13 protein-coding genes and 1 tRNA gene are annotated in these 18,059 nt (G+C 43.6%); 8 read left to right on the forward strand and 6 right to left on the reverse strand.

Annotated features, from left to right (window positions below; all coding sequences use genetic code 11):
• The gene (locus ICE88_RS00300) at positions 1–1,065 is read right to left on the reverse strand and encodes a cell division protein ZipA C-terminal FtsZ-binding domain-containing protein (RefSeq protein WP_216248285.1); all 1,065 of its coding nucleotides are present in this window, start codon (positions 1,063–1,065) and stop codon (positions 1–3) included.
• Entirely contained in the window at positions 1,065–4,580 is a 3,516-nt protein-coding gene (gene smc / locus ICE88_RS00305; protein ID WP_216248287.1) for a chromosome segregation protein SMC, read from the reverse strand. The genes ICE88_RS00300 and smc overlap by 1 nt, the downstream gene beginning before the upstream one ends.
• A 122-nt stretch (positions 4,581–4,702) precedes the next feature.
• On the opposite strand from smc, the gene dapD reads away from it, so the two are divergent.
• From dapD to prmB, 3 genes are read left to right on the forward strand one after another with little or no spacing between them, the layout of a single operon-like run.
• Positions 4,703–5,536 (forward strand): 2,3,4,5-tetrahydropyridine-2,6-dicarboxylate N-succinyltransferase, encoded by an 834-nt coding sequence (gene dapD / locus ICE88_RS00310; protein WP_216248289.1) that lies wholly within the window; start codon positions 4,703–4,705, stop codon positions 5,534–5,536.
• 22 nt (positions 5,537–5,558) lie between these two features.
• The gene (dapE, locus tag ICE88_RS00315) at positions 5,559–6,716 is read left to right on the forward strand and encodes a succinyl-diaminopimelate desuccinylase (protein ID WP_216248291.1); all 1,158 of its coding nucleotides are present in this window, start codon (positions 5,559–5,561) and stop codon (positions 6,714–6,716) included.
• A gap of 24 nt (positions 6,717–6,740) precedes the next feature.
• The gene (gene prmB / locus ICE88_RS00320; protein ID WP_216248293.1) at positions 6,741–7,622 is read left to right on the forward strand and encodes a 50S ribosomal protein L3 N(5)-glutamine methyltransferase; all 882 of its coding nucleotides are present in this window, start codon (positions 6,741–6,743) and stop codon (positions 7,620–7,622) included.
• An 18-nt stretch (positions 7,623–7,640) separates the two neighbouring features.
• Here prmB and radA read toward each other — a convergent pair whose 3' ends face one another.
• The 4 genes from radA to ICE88_RS00340 form a co-directional block, all read right to left on the reverse strand.
• On the reverse strand, positions 7,641–9,005 hold the full coding sequence (gene radA, locus ICE88_RS00325; RefSeq protein WP_089516619.1) for a DNA repair protein RadA: 1,365 nt from the start codon (positions 9,003–9,005) through the stop codon (positions 7,641–7,643).
• Complete coding sequence (locus tag ICE88_RS00330; RefSeq protein WP_216248295.1) at positions 9,005–9,499, reverse strand: hypothetical protein; 495 nt, start codon at positions 9,497–9,499, stop codon at positions 9,005–9,007. Before ICE88_RS00330 ends, radA begins: the two co-directional genes overlap by 1 nt.
• 42 nt (positions 9,500–9,541) lie before the next feature.
• The gene (locus ICE88_RS00335; protein ID WP_216862219.1) at positions 9,542–11,443 is read right to left on the reverse strand and encodes a potassium transporter Kup; all 1,902 of its coding nucleotides are present in this window, start codon (positions 11,441–11,443) and stop codon (positions 9,542–9,544) included.
• Positions 11,444–11,540: 97 nt separating this feature from the next.
• Positions 11,541–12,506 carry an MBL fold metallo-hydrolase gene (locus ICE88_RS00340; RefSeq protein WP_216248299.1) on the reverse strand — a complete coding sequence of 322 codons (966 nt, stop codon included), beginning with the start codon at positions 12,504–12,506 and terminating at the stop codon, positions 11,541–11,543.
• A gap of 139 nt (positions 12,507–12,645) precedes the next feature.
• Here ICE88_RS00340 and ICE88_RS00345 point away from each other — a divergent pair.
• From ICE88_RS00345 to ICE88_RS00365, 5 genes are all read left to right on the forward strand, one after another.
• Positions 12,646–12,722, forward strand: a tRNA-Met gene (locus tag ICE88_RS00345).
• A 192-nt stretch (positions 12,723–12,914) separates the two neighbouring features.
• Positions 12,915–14,999 (forward strand): TonB-dependent receptor, encoded by a 2,085-nt coding sequence (locus tag ICE88_RS00350; RefSeq protein ID WP_216248301.1) that lies wholly within the window; start codon positions 12,915–12,917, stop codon positions 14,997–14,999.
• A 103-nt stretch (positions 15,000–15,102) separates the two neighbouring features.
• Positions 15,103–15,654 carry a peptidylprolyl isomerase gene (locus ICE88_RS00355; RefSeq protein ID WP_216248311.1) on the forward strand — a complete coding sequence of 184 codons (552 nt, stop codon included), beginning with the start codon at positions 15,103–15,105 and terminating at the stop codon, positions 15,652–15,654.
• A 3-nt stretch (positions 15,655–15,657) separates the two neighbouring features.
• On the forward strand, positions 15,658–17,469 hold the full coding sequence (locus ICE88_RS00360) for a bifunctional chorismate-binding protein/class IV aminotransferase (RefSeq protein ID WP_216248313.1): 1,812 nt from the start codon (positions 15,658–15,660) through the stop codon (positions 17,467–17,469).
• A gap of 14 nt (positions 17,470–17,483) precedes the next feature.
• Positions 17,484–18,056 (forward strand): NUDIX hydrolase, encoded by a 573-nt coding sequence (locus ICE88_RS00365; RefSeq protein ID WP_216248315.1) that lies wholly within the window; start codon positions 17,484–17,486, stop codon positions 18,054–18,056.
• Positions 18,057–18,059 lie beyond the last annotated feature (3 nt).

Below are 18,059 nucleotides of genomic sequence, written 5' to 3' on the forward strand. Positions count from 1 at the left end.
CTAGGAATAGAGTCTGCTTGCAGCAGCAGAACCTGCAGGAATACCCTGAACCATCATCGCCTGATAAATCTCTTCAAGCTGTTCCTTGATGGCATGGATAGCTTCATCTACCAATGGCCTCCCAGCATCATCTACCAAATGCCCATTGAGTGCTTCAGCCAATAGTTTTGCATCATCAAGCATGAATTGAAATGGTGTCATCTCATGAGATACGTGAGGTAGGTTTAACAGTAATGTCACATATTGAACATTTGACTGACTTAAATCATCGCGCAAGAAATTGGCTTGATCAGCGATCAGCTTGTAGATGACCATGTCTGAAACAACGCGCTGATATTCACGACCATCGCGTGATAACAAGAATCCTGCTTTGTTTGCAACATTCTGAATTGTCATCAAGCTCCATAAACCATCTTTAGGAACAACCGTGATACCTAACTGAATGTCACACCTTGCTGCAAACTCATCCAAGGTCTTAGCAGACTCAATGATGTCGTTGTGTGGGGCTAAATCTAACTCGGCATCTAAGGCGTTGGATAGCAACTGAGCTTTTGAGACAAAGTCTGATAAATCCACCATGCCAATCGGGCCAGATCTATTGGCTAACTGAATGGCCAATTGAAGTTCTGTGAAGCTTTGCTCTGGGGTGATTGATTGCCAAACACCATCGGTACTCAAACCTTCATGCATCCAAGTAAATTGGGTATTTTTCGGCCAGTCAGACAACTGACTCAAAATTTCTTGGCCAGTGATTGGCTCTGGCAAGCGCAATGTGGCAACACAATCAATCAGTGGATCAATTTTTGCCAATATAGGCTGAGCAAACGCTGGGCTTGCAACACCACCAAGACTTGGCTCAGATTTATTCAGCGCTGCGTCGACTGCTGAAAAGCTTGGTTCAGAGGACTCGCTAGACTCATCCATTGATTCATTCTTATCAAGCTTGCGTATACGCATCGCGTTATAAATCATGACCAGGACCAATAAGCTGAAACCAATCAGTCCCAGGGATAACTGAAGATCCGACAACCCTAAGGATGTGGCAAGTTCAGTGAACCAAACCATTAAGCAGCCTCCACCATCGTTGCCGCAGCCTCTAAGTCAACAGCAACAATTCTAGAAACACCCTGCTCTTGCATCGTGACACCAATCAATTGGCTAGCGATTTCCATGGTGATCTTGTTGTGAGAAATAAATACGAATTGAGTATTTTTAGACATTCTTGCAACCATGTCTGCATAACGACCTGTGTTCGCATCATCTAATGGCGCATCAACCTCGTCAAGCAAACAGAACGGTGCTGGGTTCAATTGGAACAATGAGAAGACCAAAGCAATCGCTGTCAAAGCTTTTTCGCCTCCTGACAACAAATGAATGGTTGAGTTCTTCTTGCCTGGTGGTTGAGCCATCACTTGAACACCAGAGTCCAAAATCTCTTCACCAGTCATCACCAATTTGGCGTTACCACCACCAAATAAGTCTGGGAATAGTTTTGCAAAGTGTTCGTTCACCTGATCAAAGGTGCCTTGCAATAATTCACGAGTTTCAGCATCAATTTTTGAAATAGCGTCTGTCAATGTATTGATCGCTTCATTCAAGTCAGCTGACTGAGCATCCAAGAATGTCTTACGCTCTTGCGCACTGGCCAACTCTTCAAGAGCCGCCATGTTCACAGGACCCAAACCTTGAATTTCTTGGTTAAGCTTGTTCACTTCAGACTGCAAAGTGCTGACTTTCATATCAGACGTTAAGCGCGCTTGTAATTCTTCAACATTGGCTTCTGCATCCATCAGCATGGTTGCAAATTGCTCAACGTTCAAACGAGCAGCCTGCTCTTTGAGCTGAAGCTCCATCGCTTTATCACGCAAAGGTTGCAAACTGCGCTCAATCGTCAAGCGACCTTCATCACCTTCACGCAAACGATGGGAAATGGCATCCATTTCTGTTCTGGCATTCGCCAATGCCGCTTCACGTGCACTTCTTTGAATCAATAAGTTTTGCAATGCGTCTTGGGCAGCCTCATCAGACAAACCATGCAACTCTTCTTGAGAATTACCCAAGCTCACTTGGATGTCGCCCACTTGTTGTTGTGCAGATTGTTGATCACGCGTCAGATCACTGATTCTTTGAACCAAGGTTCTTGTATTGAAAGATGCTTCACTGGCTTCACGCTCAGACAAACGCAAGGCTTCACGGGCTTGCTCAAGAGCATGTTGTGCTGCTTGATAAGCATCTTGTGCAGTCGTCAAACTATCACCGTGCACACCTTTTTCATCTTGAACACGATCTAACTCGCCCTGACCCTCATCTCTGATCGACTGAAGTTCAGTAGATTGCTGAGTGAGCTCATTAAGTTCAAGATTGATTTGCTCTGCTCTGCTTCTGTATTTTTCATCAGCCTGAGCCAGTTGCAAACGCTCAACTTCTAAGTTGTGAGCTTCTCTCACCGCTTGCTCAGCCGATTGGCGAGCTTGCTGCGCTAGCTGATGAGCTTGATGATAAGCAGACTGCGCTCTGTTAGCTTCACTCTGTGCTTCATCAAGAATCAATTGCTGAGCTTTTAATTGCAAATCTAAGTTTTCAATTTCTTGGCCACGTGCCAATAAACCAGCCTGCTCTGAATCCTCAGCATACAACTGCAAACTCACGCGACTAACAATATGGCCCTCTTTAACCAAAAGAACACCACCTTGAGGTAGTTGTTCACGACGACGCATCGCATCATCTAAGCTATCTGCAATATATACATTGCCCAACCACTCTTGGATCACAGCTTTGATGCCTGAGTCTTTGACCTGAACACGGCTCATCAAACTGGTCAAACCATTAATGCTTGAATCTGAATTAGAAACACCGTTACCAGAATAGAAAGCCAAACGAGATGGCGGCGCATCTTGTGCGAGACGAACAGCCTCATTCAAATCACTTGCTTGTAAAGCGGTGACACGCTCGCGCAAGACAGCTTCAAGAGCGGTTTCCCATCCCTTTTCAACTTGCAAATCTTGCCATAAACGTTGTTTTTTATTGAGACCCTTTTGCTCTAGCCATGGACCAACCTTGGCTTGGGCTTGAACTTTTTCTTGTAAAGCTTGCAAAGCACTCAAGCGAGCCTGCGTTTGACTCAATGCTGCAGAAGATTCTTGCAGTGCCTGCTGAGCCTTTTGTCTTGTCGCATCAGCTTCTGGAACGCTCACATTGGCCGCTTCAGAAACTTCTTGTGCTTCATCAGCCTTGCGCTGAGCCATGGTTTGGCGATCAGTGGCCAGACTTAGAGCTTCAGCATCAGGCTTGACCAAACTTGATAAATCAGCCTGTAAGCGCTCTTGACGTTGATGCAGTTGATCTAATTGACGACCAGCAGCCAAAACTCTTTCAGCCAAACTTGCTAAACGCTGATCAGTTGAAGACACAGCTTCACGAGCTTGATCCAAAGCTTTTTGTGTTTCTAAATAAGTTACTTCGTGTGCTGGTAACTTCTCTTGAACTTGGTGAAGAGCCTCTAGGAAACGCTCTTCATTTTCGCGAGCAGCCTCTAAATCAATATTGGTTTGACGTAAGGCATCGGCAGCGGCGACTTCTTGTGAAGACCAACGAGATAACTGCGCTTGTAAATCTGAAATCTGTTGCTGGAGGCGCGCGCGTGATTCTTGAACGTAACGAATCTCATTCTCAAGCTTACCCACTTCAGCATTCACTTCATAAAGCTCACCTTGAGCGGTTGATACCAAATCTTGCGATGCGTAATGAGAGCTTCTTAATTCTTCTAATTCAGCCTCTGCATGACGCAACTTGGCTGTTTGTTCTTCTAGTTGAACTTGAGCATCTCTGATCGCATTCGCGTGACGCTCTTGCTCTTTACCGGCCTCAGTCTGTCGAACCAACCACAACAATTGTTGTTGCTGTGTCATCTGAGTATTCAGGTCTTTGTATTTTTCGGCAACTTGAGCTTGACCTTCTAGCTTGGTAAGGTTTTGCGTTAACTCACGCAAGATATCTTCTACACGCGTCAAGTTTTCTCTGGTGTCTTCCAAACGAGATTCAGTTTCTTTGCGACGCTCTTTGTACTTAGACACACCAGCAGCCTCTTCCAAGAAAATACGCAACTCTTCTGGCTTGGCTTCAATGATTCTAGAAATCATGCCCTGGCCGATGATCGCGTAAGCGCGAGGACCTAAACCAGTGCCCATAAACATGTCATGAATATCTTTACGTCTGACTGTCTGATTGTTGATGTAGTAGCTAGAAGCTCCATCTCGGGTCAAAACACGCTTGACTGACAATTCAGCAAAAGTGCTCCATTGGCCAGCAGCACGACCATCGGTGTTATCAAAAATCAGCTCAACACTTGATCGACCAGCCGGTTTTCTTTGACCAGAGCCATTAAAAATAACGTCCTGCATGGATTCGCCACGCAGTTCGCTGGCCCGGGATTCGCCCAGAACCCAACGCACAGCGTCAATGATGTTGGATTTACCACAACCGTTGGGGCCCACAACGCCAATTAATTGGCCTGGAAGCTCGAAATGAGTGGGGTCTACGAAGGATTTGAACCCTGAAAGTTTGATAGATTTAAGTCGCACGGCTAACTTCTTTTAATGGAATCATTGTGATGATACCAAGGTAGGGATAGAAAGAGCACTTCCTGAAGTCGACAGATATAATCTAGGCTTATTACTTGTTATTTTTAAAGGAAAAAGAGTTTATGGCAACGCTACAGAACATCATTGATCAAGCCTGGGAAGATCGTGCCAGCCTATCACCTTCAGCAGCCCCAAAAGAGGTTCGCGAGGCAGTGGCTACCGTATTAGCAGGCTTAAATGACGGCTCTATTCGCGTTGCTGAGCGTCAGTCTGTGGGTAAGTGGAATGTGAATCAATGGGTTAAAAAGGCTGTTTTGATCTCTTTCCGCCTAGAAGACAACCAGGTTATGTCAGCTAGTGGCACCAATGGCTTTCCACAGTTTTACGACAAAGTTCCAACTAAATTTGCGAATTACACAGCTGAAGACTTTGCCAAAGGCGGCTTCCGTGTAGTTCCACCTGCAACGGCTCGTCGCGGTTCATTTATTGGCAAAAATGTGGTTTTAATGCCTTCATACGTCAATATTGGTGCTTATGTGGATGAGGGCTCAATGGTTGATACATGGGCCACAGTCGGTTCATGTGCCCAAATTGGTAAGAATGTTCACCTTTCAGGCGGTGTTGGTATTGGTGGCGTTCTAGAGCCAGTTCAAGCAGGTCCAGTGATCATTGAAGATAACTGCTTCATTGGCGCACGTTCTGAAGTGGTTGAAGGCGTTGTGATTGAAGAAAACGCTGTTTTATCGATGGGCGTTTACATTGGTCAGAGTACCAAGATTTATGATCGCGAAACCGGGGAAGTTCACTATGGCCGCGTACCAGCTGGCTCAGTGGTTGTTCCTGGCTCATTGCCATCAGCATGCGGTAAATACAGCCTCTATGCAGCCATCATCGTTAAGAAGGTAGATGCTCAAACCAGAGCCAAAACAGCCATTAACGATCTCTTAAGAGACTAAGCTAACTCATTAAAGATTATCTGTGACTACAAACTCAACCTTAGCACTAACAGAACAACTGATTTCTCAGAATTCAGTAACTCCTGCCGATGGTGGCTGCCAAGACCTGATTGCTGATCGACTCAAAGCGATTGGTTTTGAATGCGAAACCATGATGAGCGGTCCCGATCACTTCAGAGTGACCAATCTATGGGCCGTTAAAAGAGGCAGCCTGGGCAAATCAGGTTCTCTGTTGAGTTTTGCTGGTCATACCGATGTGGTGCCAACGGGTCCGCTTGATAAATGGTCTTCAAATCCATTTCAACCAACGCAGCAAGATGGTTTTTTATATGGCCGCGGTGCTGCGGACATGAAGACCTCATTGGCTGCTTTTGTGGTTGCGACTGAAGAGTTTATTGCACAGCACCCTGATCACAAAGGCTCGATTGCCTTTTTGTTGACCAGCGATGAAGAAGGTCCGGCGCATGATGGCACTGTGATTGTTTGTAATGAATTAAAGAAACGCGGTGAACGTCTTGATTACTGTGTGGTTGGTGAGCCAACCTCAGTTGATCAATTAGGCGACACGATCAAAAATGGTCGCCGGGGTTCTTTGTCTGGCAAGTTAAAAGTGATCGGTGTTCAAGGTCACATTGCCTATCCTCATTTAGCAAAAAATCCGATTCACCTCATGGCCCCTGCTCTTGCTGAACTTGCTGGAGTGACATGGGATCAAGGCAATGCTTATTTTCAACCGACTGCATGGCAAGTTTCTAACATCCATGCCGGAACAGGCGCCACCAATGTGATTCCTGGTGAGGTGGTAATTGATTTTAATTTCCGTTTCTCAACTGAAAATACAGCGGACAAACTAAAAGAGAAACTTGAGGCGATCCTGAAAAAGCATCAACTGAACTTCACGATTGAATGGAATCTCAGTGGCGAACCATTTTTGACGCAACCAGGCGACTTATCTAAAGCCATGCAAGCATCGATTCTGGCTGAAACCAATGTAACGGCAGAGCTTTCTACAACTGGCGGCACCAGTGATGCTCGCTTCATTGCAAAGATCTGTCCACAAGTAGTTGAGTTTGGACCGCGCAATGCAACCATCCATCAAATCAACGAACGTGTTGAGCTCGCAGACATAGAGCCACTTAAAAATATTTACAAAGGTGTTTTAGAAAAGTTAATTGTCTAAAGCTTTAACTTATTCAACACATATATGAGCACTGATTTAACTTTAGAAGTTTGTTGGCAACAGCTGACCGAGAAATTAGATCTTGCTGGCTTAAGTTACGGTCATGGCGCGATTGATGCACAAAGCGAAGCACTTTGGATCATCTCTACAGCCTTGGGTTTTCCACCCGAAGATGCTGCAGAAGCTCTCGATACCCCAATCACGTTAGACGTTCTAGCTCAGATCGATGCCTGGGCACTTGAGCGCATCAGAACTCGCAAACCTTTGGCCTACATCTTGGGTGAAGCCTGGTTGATGGGTATTCCATTTTATTGTGATGAGCGCAGCATCGTGCCGCGCTCATTCATTGCAGAATTAATTGTGGATGGTCACTTGGAGCCTTGGTTACCTCCAAGCGCCAAAGTTTTAGATCTTTGTACTGGCAATGGTTCATTGGCGATTTTGATGGCTCTATCTTGCCCAGATGTAGAAGTGTCCGGATCAGATATCAGCATGCAGGCATTGTCATTAGCAGCTAAGAATATTGATCGCCACAATCTCAGTGAACAAATTGAGATTCACCAAGGTGATTTATTTGAATCGCTGCCCTCACCCAATGAAGAAAATTTATTTGATTTGATCATTTGCAATCCACCGTATGTGAATGCAACCTCCATGGCCAATCTTCCAGCTGAATATCATGCTGAACCAGAAATTTCTTTGGCAGGTGGAGCTGATGGCATGGACATCGTTCGAAAAATCATTGCGAACGCTAAAGATTATTTAAAACCTGAGGGTGCTTTGGTGCTTGAGATTGGCAATGAAGCTAAAAACTTTTCCGATGCGTTTCCTGAGATCCCAGTGACATGGTTAGAAGTTTCAGCCGGTGATGATCAGGTTTTACTGATTCAAGCAGAAGACCTTTAATTTACAAGAATAAGTTCGTTATTCGAGATTTCTGGCGGCTTGAATGGCCTGATCAATTCGATCAACAGCAAAAATAGTTAATCCAGGGATGTTTGTTTTAGGGGCATTGGCCTTTGGAACGATGGCTTGCTTAAAGCCTAATTTAGCAGCCTCTTTGAGGCGCTCCTGACCTCTTGGGCAGGGTCTGATTTCTCCTGCCAACCCAACCTCACCAAAGACAATTAAATTCTTGGGCAATGCTTTATTTTTCATGGATGACTGGATCGCTAATAAAACTGCTAAGTCAGCTGCTGGTTCAGTGATTTTCACACCACCCACCGCATTCAAGAAAACATCTTGATCAAAGCAAGCAATGCCAGCATGACGATGTAAAACCGCCAAGAGCATGGCCAAACGATGTTGCTCTAAACCCAAAGCCAATCTTCGTGGATTTGGAACATGAGCGGCATCTACTAATGCTTGAATCTCAACCAACAATGGTCGACTACCCTCTTGCGTCACCAACACACACGAACCAGGAACAATTTGATCATGCTGCGACAAAAACAAAGCTGATGGATTCGCCACACCTTTAAGACCTTTATCGGTCATGGCAAAAACACCTAATTCATTCACAGCACCAAAACGGTTTTTAAAGGCACGAACCAACCTAAAGGATGAGTGCGTATCGCCTTCAAAATACAAAACTGTGTCAACGATATGCTCTAAGACTCTCGGGCCTGCCAAATTACCTTCTTTGGTCACATGACCCACCATGATCATGCACACACCAGTTGTTTTAGCTAAGCGAGTCAGTTGGGCTGCGCATTCTTTGACCTGAGCCACTGAACCAGGCGCTGAACTCAAAGCTTCTGAATAAACGGTTTGTATCGAATCAACAACCACCACCGTGGGTCTTGCTGATTCAATGGTGGCGAGTAATTTCTCTAACTGAATTTCTGCCAACACTTCTAAATCAGGGGCTTGTATCCCCAAGCGCTTTGCTCTTAAAGCAATCTGCGCACCAGATTCCTCACCGCTGATATAAAGAACGGAGTCACCTCGTGCGCTCATTGCAGCAAGTGCTTGCAAAAGCAAAGTGGATTTACCAATACCTGGGTCACCACCAATCAATGCAACACCGCCGGTGACTAAACCACCGCCCAATACCCGATCAAACTCATCAACACCCGTGCTGATGCGCGGTAAATCCTCGGCTTCTATGACGGATAGTTTTTGTTTTGGTGCAGCTTTAGCCAAGCTTTGAAAGCGATTAGTTGAAGGCTTGTCTTCCACGGTTTCTTCCATGGAATTCCAAGCTTCACAGTTAGGGCATTGGCCCTGCCATTTTGCTGATAGACCTCCACAAGCCTGACAAACGTAAACAGATTTAATCTTTGCCATCAGAGCGGGTTGGCCTTTTTATTTTCTTGAGCACGCTTTTCAGAATCAGCACGTTTCTTCACAAGATCTTCTTCACGTTTGACTTGGTCTAATTGCTTTTGCTCGTAATCTTTGACGTTATCAGCACGCTTCTTTGCCTTGGCAGGATCATTGCGATCCTTGATTCTTTGCTCATCTTGTTCATCTTTGATGATAGATTTGAGAACTCGCTCTCTTTCACGCATCGGTATTTCTTGAGAACGTATTTCTTTGATTTCTTGACGATGTTCTAAACGAGCTTTTTCAAGACAACGGGTCGTGAAAAATTTGTCGTAACAATCATGCTGTTTTTTCTCTAAGCGGTATTTAGCCCAATCTTTTTGCAGATTAAGGTTAGCTTGAATCTTTTCGATTTCTGCAAGCTCAGCGACCTCTGTTGGACCGGCAAACGTCATCGTTGTCAGCAAAGACAATGAGGTGAAAAAGACGCCGAGTGAAATTCTGTAATAGCTCATAACCTTAAGGATAAAGCCATTAGTGTTTTATGCCTAAAAAACTTAAATTTCTATCTTGGCGCCAAGCTCTACCACCCTATTTGTAGGGATTTGGAAGAAGTCTGACGGTTTTGCGGCATTTTGGAACATCCAAGCAAAGAGTCTTTGACGCCACAAAGCCATACCAGGCAATTTTGAAGAAACAACGGTATCGCGAGCCAAGAAGAAGGAAGTTTCCATCAAATCAAACTTCAACTGGTATTGAGCTTCAATCAGTGCCAATACTTTATTGATGTCTGGTGTTTCTTTGAAACCATGCACAGAACGCACCAAATAAACTTGTCCGCCCATGTCTTTGAGCGTTAAACGCTCATCATCATTCACATAAGGCACATCCCAAATACTCAACTTCAAAAAGAAAACGCGTTCATGTAAGACGCGATTGTGTTTGAGGTTGTGCAGCATCGCCACCGGAACGTAATCGATGTGGGCAGTTAAAAAGATGCCTGTGCCTTCAACTCGATGAGGCGGATGAGCCAATAGTCCAGCAACAAATGGTTCCAAAGGAATCGATTCATTAACAATGCGATCGCGCAGTAGTTTTCTGCCCTTGTACCAAGTCATGAGACAAGTAAAACAAATGACACCAATCAATAATGGGTACCAACCACCATCTTTTAACTTAATTAAGGTGGCGGTCCAAAATGCCAAATCAATGATCAAGAAAGCTGTGATCAAACAAACAATCACAATTGGATTCAAGCGCCATTCACGACGCATCACAATCGCCAAAAGAATGGTGGTGATCAACATGGTCGTCGTGACTGATATCCCGTAAGCCGCCGCCAAATTACCTGACTCTCTGAATTCGATTACTGTGAAAAGTACCATGATCAAGAGTGACCAGTTCACCACAGGGATATAAATTTGACCTCTTTCATTATCTGAGGTGTGGCGAATACCCATGCGAGGTAAGAATCCCAACAAAATGGCTTGGTTTGCCAAGGAAAATGCACCTGAAATAACTGCCTGAGATGCAATCACTGTGGCAGCAGTGGCTAAACCAACCATGGGCCACAAAGCCCATTCAGGCACCATCAAGTAAAAAGGGTTTTTGATAGCCTCAGGGTTTGATAACAACAAAGCACCTTGACCAAAATAATTTAAGAGCAAACTTGGCAATACTAAAAACAACCAAGCGTAGCGAATAGGTTTTCTACCGAAGTGCCCCATGTCTAAATAGAGAGCTTCAACACCAGTGACCACAAGAACTACAGAGCCCATCACGATGTAGGCCATCAAGGTATGTTCGGAAATAAAATTGATTGCGTAGATTGGATTGATTGCGTTAAAGATTTCTGGCGCCTTGATGACGTTATAGACTCCCAAAGCAGCCAATGAAACAAACCATGCAATCGTGATGGGGCCAAATAGTTTTCCAACAGCGGCCGTACCATATTTTTGAATCACAAAAAGCGCAACTAAGATGGTGATAGTGATTGGAATCACAAAGCGTTTCATTTCTGGGGTGGCAATCTCCAAACCTTCCACCGCTGAGAGAACGGAAATCGCAGGAGTAATGACTGATTCACCGTAAAGCATGCAAGCACCAAACATGCCTAACATCATCACTGTTAAATATGATTGACTTCCAGACTGAAGTGATCGAAGTGCCAATGCCATCAAAGACAAAACACCACCCTCACCCTTGTTATCTGCACGCATCACAAAGTGCACATACTTAAAAGTTACAACTAGCAAGATTGTCCAAAACATCATTGAAATGATGCCGAAAATTGCCATTTCGCTGAATGGAATCCCGTGACTAGGGCTGAATGATTCTTTTAACGCATATAAAGGGCTTGTTCCAATATCACCAAAAACAACGCCAATGGCTGCAATCGCTAAGGTTGCCGTGCTTGCTTTTTGATGACCATCTTGACCGTGAAGCTCAACTGGCTTCAGTAAAGATGTTTGTGAATTTTCCGGATTACTGATGGACACCGGTCACCCCCTGATAAATGATGTTTTTATTATATGCCGACCATATTGCGATGCAACATTAATTAAGCCCACTCGATGATTTATCCAGCCAATGGCCAATTCCCAACGCATTGAGTTCTAAATCAATCTTAAGAAATTCAGTGATTTCAGCAGCGGTAAGTTTGCAATTCATTGTTTTTAAATGATTTATATGAATCTTGGCCATTCCATTCTTCAGCAGAGTATGTCGATTTGAATCATTTTTTAATTGTTTCGCTAAAACAACAATTTCATCCAATTGTTTTAAAAAAAGACCTTTTAAGCGCTCAACTCCATTGATTCGACTGAAATGGGTCGGGAAAAGACAATCAGGGTTCAGAGCAGAAATCCGCATAACTGAGTCTTTGAGTGCCTCAGGATCAAACTGAATCGGAGTTGTGGTCGGCATGATGAAGGCACCTTCTTCAGTATCAAACTCTCTGTATGAAAGACCGAACGTATCGCCTGTGAAAACACCGCGACTGATCGGATCCCAAATCGCGATGTGGTGCTTGGCATGACCAGGTGTATCTAAACAATGGAGTGCTCTGCTGCCCAAATGGATTTGATGACCTTCCCCAACCTCAATCACTCTTGAGGCATCTACTGGCAATAATTGGCCATAAGACTGCTCAACGATTTCTTCACCATAAACACCCACGGCTCCAGCACGAAGAGCACTTGGGTCAATCATGTGTCTAGCACCGCGGGGGTGAACAAGTAATTGAGCTTGATCACAAACTCGCATCATTTCACCCGCACCACCAGCATGATCAAGATGAACATGAGTCAAAACAATGTATTTGACCTGTTGGGGCTTTAAGCCAAGCTCATCGAGGCTCGTTAAAAATCTGGGAATGGAGTAATTGGTGCCAACGTCGATGAAAGCAACTTCATCACCATCAATAACCATATAGCTGGCATCAAACTGCTCTCTTACAAATCCAGTGTCAACACAGTAAATGCCAGGAGCGACTAATTGGGCATAAGTCAGATGTTTTTGCATGTGCGGATTTTCACATAACAAATATGAGAAATAAGCCAATTAGTCTAATTTTTTCTTTAAAAGACATGGGATTACTGGATAGAAACCCAGGTTCTCCTTGCTATTTAGGGTTTAACCTGATATAGTTTCATTATTCAGACGCGGGGTGGAGCAGTCTGGCAGCTCGTCGGGCTCATAACCCGAAGGTCATAGGTTCAAATCCTATCCCCGCAACCAAATTTAAGCCTTCTTGTTCATTGAGCAAGAAGGCTTTTTAGCTTCTGGAACACGCAAAAATAGATTAAAGCCGAAAGTTTCAAAGTTTAAGGCCTTGATATGATGACCCACAGCATGATGTAACTGATGCCAAGTCGGTAATGCTGGCAAAATTCACCATCACCCTTAAATAAGTTTTATTAATAAGTCCTTATGGCAAATAAATATCTTTCTGTTTCTATTGCAACCCTACTCTTTTCACCAAGTGCTTTAACACTTGCAACAGAAAGATTATTAGATGACGTTGTGGTTTCTAGTAACAGGCAAGAACAAAAAAGCTTTGATGCTCCAGCTTCTCTTCAAGCAGTTTCTAGAGAGGTCATTGAAGATGCCGGCCCTCAGGTCAATATGTCCGAATCACTGAACAGGATTCCTGGAGTTGTTGCTCTTAATCGTCAAAACTATGCACAAGATTTACAAATTTCAATCAGAGGGTTTGGAGCAAGAACAACGTTTGGCGTTAGAGGTATTCGGATCATTGCTGACGGTATTCCAGCAACGATCCCTGACGGTCAAGGCCAAAGTGCAACAGTGAGCCTTACCTCTACAGAGCGAATTGAGGTTCTCAGAGGTCCGCTTGCACAACTATATGGCAATTCAGCAGGTGGCGTGATTCAAACATTTACCCGCGAGGCGCCGGATCATCCAGAGCTTTTGGTTCAAGGTCATACAGGCTCTTACGGCACAAATAGAACCGACTGGCAGTATGCAGACAAAGTTGGTAAGTTTGGATTGGTGGCGGATTACAGCACATTTAAAACTGATGGCTTTAGACAAAATAGCCAAGCCGAAAGAAATCAATTCAACGGTAAGTTAACCTACCAACACAATGATCAAACCAAGCTTGATTTCATTGCTAACATCTTTGATATGCCCTATGGCAACGACCCTGCTGGCCTGAGTCAATCAGATGCAATTACTACGCCAGAAAAATCTTCAAGAGTAGAAAATCAAAGAAAAATCATCAAACAGAATCAAGTAGGCACAGTGCTTACTCATGCCATTGATGGGGTTTCAAAAGTCAGTGGTCGCGCTTATGGCGGCAATCGTGAGATGACACATTTCAATAACTTTACAGTTGGCTCACCATCATGGGTTGGCTTGAATAGAGATTACTATGGTCTGGGGCTTAGCTATTCATCAAAGACAAATTTACTAGGCAAGAATACTTTGTGGGTTGCTGGATTTGATTTCGACAAATCAACAGAAATTAGTCAGGCTGGAGATGCTACTTCAAATAATGCTGAAAAATTAAATTCAAATACAAGAAATGAAGAACGTACAGCACAAAACACAGATTTCTACGCTCAAGGAAATATGTTTTTATCTGAGAAGTGGTCAATCTTAGGTGGCGCAAGAACTACAAAGGTAAAGCTTGCAAGTACCAACCTTGCCGGAACACCCGCCTCTTTGGGCGAAGTTACATTTAATGCCATCAACCCGGTAATTGGTGTTACTTATCACGCCTCAGAGCATATGAATATTTATGCCAACTACGGCCGAGGTCTGGAAACACCTACTCTTGCTGAAATGAGTTATGACCTAAGCTATAACAACACATTTAATACAGCACTGAAAGCTTCACACAGCAATCACTATGAAATGGGATTAAAGTGGGTTCCAAATAATCGTAGTCGTTTAGATTTGGCTGCTTTTTATGTTCAAACTTCTGATGAAATCATTACTTACGGATCAAGCGGCAGTAAAACTGCCTACACGAACTCTCCAGGTGGCACCACTCGATCAGGCTTAGAACTTTCCTACCAAAATCAGTTTAGCTCTTCAATGAAGTTAAACATTACAGGTACTTTAATCGATGCCAAATTCAATGAAAACTTTACTTATGGGTCAAGCACGGTAAATGCTGGAAATAAAATACCAGGTATTCCCAATGGCATGGCTTATTCCAGTATTCAATGGTCAGGAACTGATTTCCAGCGCAACAAATATCGTCAGGTCATGGGTACTCTAGCAACATTTGAATTGATCACAGCTGGTGCGAATCACAGCCGAGATACAAATGCAGAAAGTCTTAAAGCTGGTGGCTATTCACTCTATAACCTCAGACTTGCTCACAGAGTTGATATCAATTCAATGACACTGACAGGTTATGGCCAACTCAATAACCTGACGGATAAGAAATACATAGGGTCAGTGATTGTGGGCAATTCAACTCCGTTCGAGCCTGCTCCAGGTCGAAATTGGATGGTTGGACTTAATGCGATTACCAGATTTTGATAAAAATCCAATAACTTACTTTGCTTAATAGAATTAGCACTGGTTTTATCTTATTTCTATATCTTTGGCATACTTAGACTTTCCAACATAAGTGACTTATCCCATGAAAAAACTATTAGCTGCCCTTCTTGTTACTGCATCAACGCTTAGCTTTGCAGGTCCTAAAGTTGAATTCAAAACAACGATGGGTGACTTTATTGTTGAACTCAATCCAGAAAAAGCACCAAAGACGGTTGAGAATTTTTTAGGCTATGTGAACAGTGGTTTTTATAACGGTACGATTTTTCATCGCGTGATCAACAACTTCATGGTGCAAGGCGGTGGCTTTACTCCTGACATGCAACAGAAACCTACCAAAGCCCCAATTCCACTTGAGTCCAATAATGGTTTGAATAATGTGGTGTACTCAATTGCGATGGCAAGAACCAATGTGCCTGATTCTGCAACCGCACAGTTTTTTGTGAACGTGGTGAACAATAAGAACTTAGATTACCCTCGCCCAGATGGTCATGGCTATGCTGTGTTTGGTATGGTGATCAAGGGTACGGAAACAATCGACAAAATCAAAGCTGTGAGCACCACCAGCAAGCGTCCTTTTTCTGATGTGCCAAGCACAACCATCGTGATCAACAGTGCCAAAGTTATAGGCAAGTAATAGATGGCTGACTTTGAGCGTCTCTCATGCACCATCTTGCTCGATGATGCTCAAAGCTCAAGCAATAATCCAAGTAGCAGGCTATATCACTCTCCGTTAAAGATAATACAAGCCACCAGCGCTAGCAATCTTGATGCAGCACTTGAAGAGATTGAACAAGCCATCCATGACCAACAGTATGTTGTCACTTGTTTCAGTTATGAGCTTGGTGAACACCTTTTAGGCTTAACGCCAAAATTATCTAAAACACCTTGGGTGCAAGCTTGGGTTTTTAAAGATGTTCAAAAGCTCAGTAAAGAACAAGTGAATCAATGGCTGAAAGCTCAAAATAATCAGGTAGTCAATGAGCCAGTGATTCAGAGCGTTACAACCAGCATTACTCAAAAAAGATTTGAAGAAGATATTTCTCAGATTCAGGAATGGATCAAGGCTGGCGATACATACCAAGTCAATCACACCTATAGAATCAATGGCCAATTGAATGGCTCACCGCTTAAAGCCTACGAAATACTCAGGCAAAAACAACCAGGCCCTTTTGGTGCTTACATAGATCATTCATACGGCTGGGTTCTTTCTTGCTCTCCGGAGTGGTTTTTACAAAAATCAAACGGCTCCTTGATGACTAAGCCCATGAAAGGCACCGCAAAGGTTGGCGAGAGCAGCTCTGAAGAACTTCATGACGATGTAAAAAATCGTGCTGAGAATGTCATGATTGTTGATTTACTGCGCAATGATTTAAGCAAAATATCCATGCCAGGCTCAGTCAAGGTGCCAAATTTATTTGAAGTTCAACAGCATGGTGATGTTTTACAAATGACATCAACCATTAGCTCGATATCCAAAGATAATTTAAGACTCAAAGAATTACTTCAAGCTATTTTTCCTTGTGGTTCTGTCACAGGAGCCCCCAAGAAGAGAACGATGGAGTTGATTCAGGCATTAGAGTCAGAACCAAGGAATCTTTACTGTGGAGCTATTGCCTGGTTTGATCCAAGCTCAGAAGCTGGACTGGGTGATCTTGGGATGAGCGTTGTTATCAGAACCTTAGAGCTTGCAAAAGATCAAAGTTTTCAAATGGGTGTCGGTGGTGGCATCACCATTGATTCTGAAAGCGCTGACGAATGGCATGAGTGCCAAACCAAAGCTGGATTTTTATATGCTTTAGAAAATCAGTCAGAACCCATTGGATTATTTGAAACGATTCGCATAGAACAAGGACAAGCTTGCCACCTTGACATGCACCTTGATCGAATCTCCAAATCTGCTTGTGATTTAAAGATTGAATTTGATTCTAATAAGGCTGCTTGTTTGATACAAGATGCTTGTTCACAACTGGATGTGCAATCAATTTACAGACTTCGCTTAGATTTGTCAGCAGAAGGACTGCTCAGCGTAAAAACAGCTGTGATTCAGAATCTTGAGCCAAGCCCCGTTCTTTGGGCCAATGATCTTTTGACAGATAACACAACCATGTCTTCCTCTGATTGTTTATTACGTCACAAGGTGACGCGCCGCAAGCTCTATGACCAAGCGTGGCTGGCAGCTGAGAAATTAGGTGCCTTTGATGCTTTATTCATTAACGAACAAGGCTTTGTGACTGAAGGCGGTAGATCAAATGTCTTTATTAAAAAAGATGGTCGATGGCTAACCCCACCACTTGCATCAGGATGTTTACCAGGCGTGATGAGATCCATCGTTTTGAAGGATTCAAAATATCAAGCGGTTGAACAAAATATCACTCGCTCCGACGTCTTGAATGCCGAAGAAGTGATTTTTACCAATGCCTTGCGCGGTATCGTGAAAACCATAATTTAAACGATAATGATGCAATGAAATATTGCCCAAAATGCGGTTCAACCGTGATCTTGCAAACTCCCGTGGATGACACACGTGAGAGGCATGTTTGTTCAGGATGTAAAACCATCCATTATGAAAATCCTCGCAATGTGGTTGGCACCATTCCAGTTTGGCAAGATAAAGTCCTTTTGTGTAAAAGAGCCATACAACCAAGACTTGGTTACTGGACCTTGCCAGCAGGATTCTTGGAGGTCGGGGAAAGTACCGAGGATGGCGCTAAGCGAGAAACGCTTGAAGAAGCAGGTGCAAGTGTTGAAATCGGCCCTTTGTTTTCTTTATTGAATGTCACCCACGTGGAACAGGTTCATTTGTTCTATTTAGCAAAACTCATGGAGCCAAAATATCAGGCTGGCGTTGAAAGCTTAGCAGTTGAATTATTCTCCGAAAAAGATATTCCTTGGAATGACTTGGCATTTCCAACAGTTCGAAAAACACTCGAGTGGTATTTTCAGGATAAAAAATTGGGTCGTCTCAATGAGGTAGATAAGATCGCGACTCATCTGGATGATGTTGGCTACGATGAACGCATTGATCGGAAACATTGATCA

This window comes from Polynucleobacter sp. AM-26B4, assembly GCF_018882285.1.
Taxonomy (GTDB): domain Bacteria; phylum Pseudomonadota; class Gammaproteobacteria; order Burkholderiales; family Burkholderiaceae; genus Polynucleobacter.

Bases quoted from the DNA above. Each gene is read 5' to 3' on its own strand.
- dapD (WP_216248289.1), top strand. From the start codon at position 4,703: ATGGCAACGCTACAGAACATCATTGATCAAGCCTGGGAAGATCGTGCC.
- radA (WP_089516619.1), bottom strand. From the start codon at position 9,005: ATGGCAAAGATTAAATCTGTTTACGTTTGTCAGGCTTGTGGAGGTCTA.
- ICE88_RS00300 (WP_216248285.1), bottom strand. From the start codon at position 1,065: ATGGTTTGGTTCACTGAACTTGCCACATCCTTAGGGTTGTCGGATCTT.
- ICE88_RS00355 (WP_216248311.1), top strand. From the start codon at position 15,103: ATGAAAAAACTATTAGCTGCCCTTCTTGTTACTGCATCAACGCTTAGC.
- ICE88_RS00365 (WP_216248315.1), top strand. From the start codon at position 17,484: ATGAAATATTGCCCAAAATGCGGTTCAACCGTGATCTTGCAAACTCCC.
- ICE88_RS00360 (WP_216248313.1), top strand. From the start codon at position 15,658: ATGGCTGACTTTGAGCGTCTCTCATGCACCATCTTGCTCGATGATGCT.
- ICE88_RS00330 (WP_216248295.1), bottom strand. From the start codon at position 9,499: ATGAGCTATTACAGAATTTCACTCGGCGTCTTTTTCACCTCATTGTCT.
- ICE88_RS00350 (WP_216248301.1), top strand. From the start codon at position 12,915: ATGGCAAATAAATATCTTTCTGTTTCTATTGCAACCCTACTCTTTTCA.
- ICE88_RS00340 (WP_216248299.1), bottom strand. From the start codon at position 12,506: ATGCAAAAACATCTGACTTATGCCCAATTAGTCGCTCCTGGCATTTAC.
- prmB (WP_216248293.1), top strand. From the start codon at position 6,741: ATGAGCACTGATTTAACTTTAGAAGTTTGTTGGCAACAGCTGACCGAG.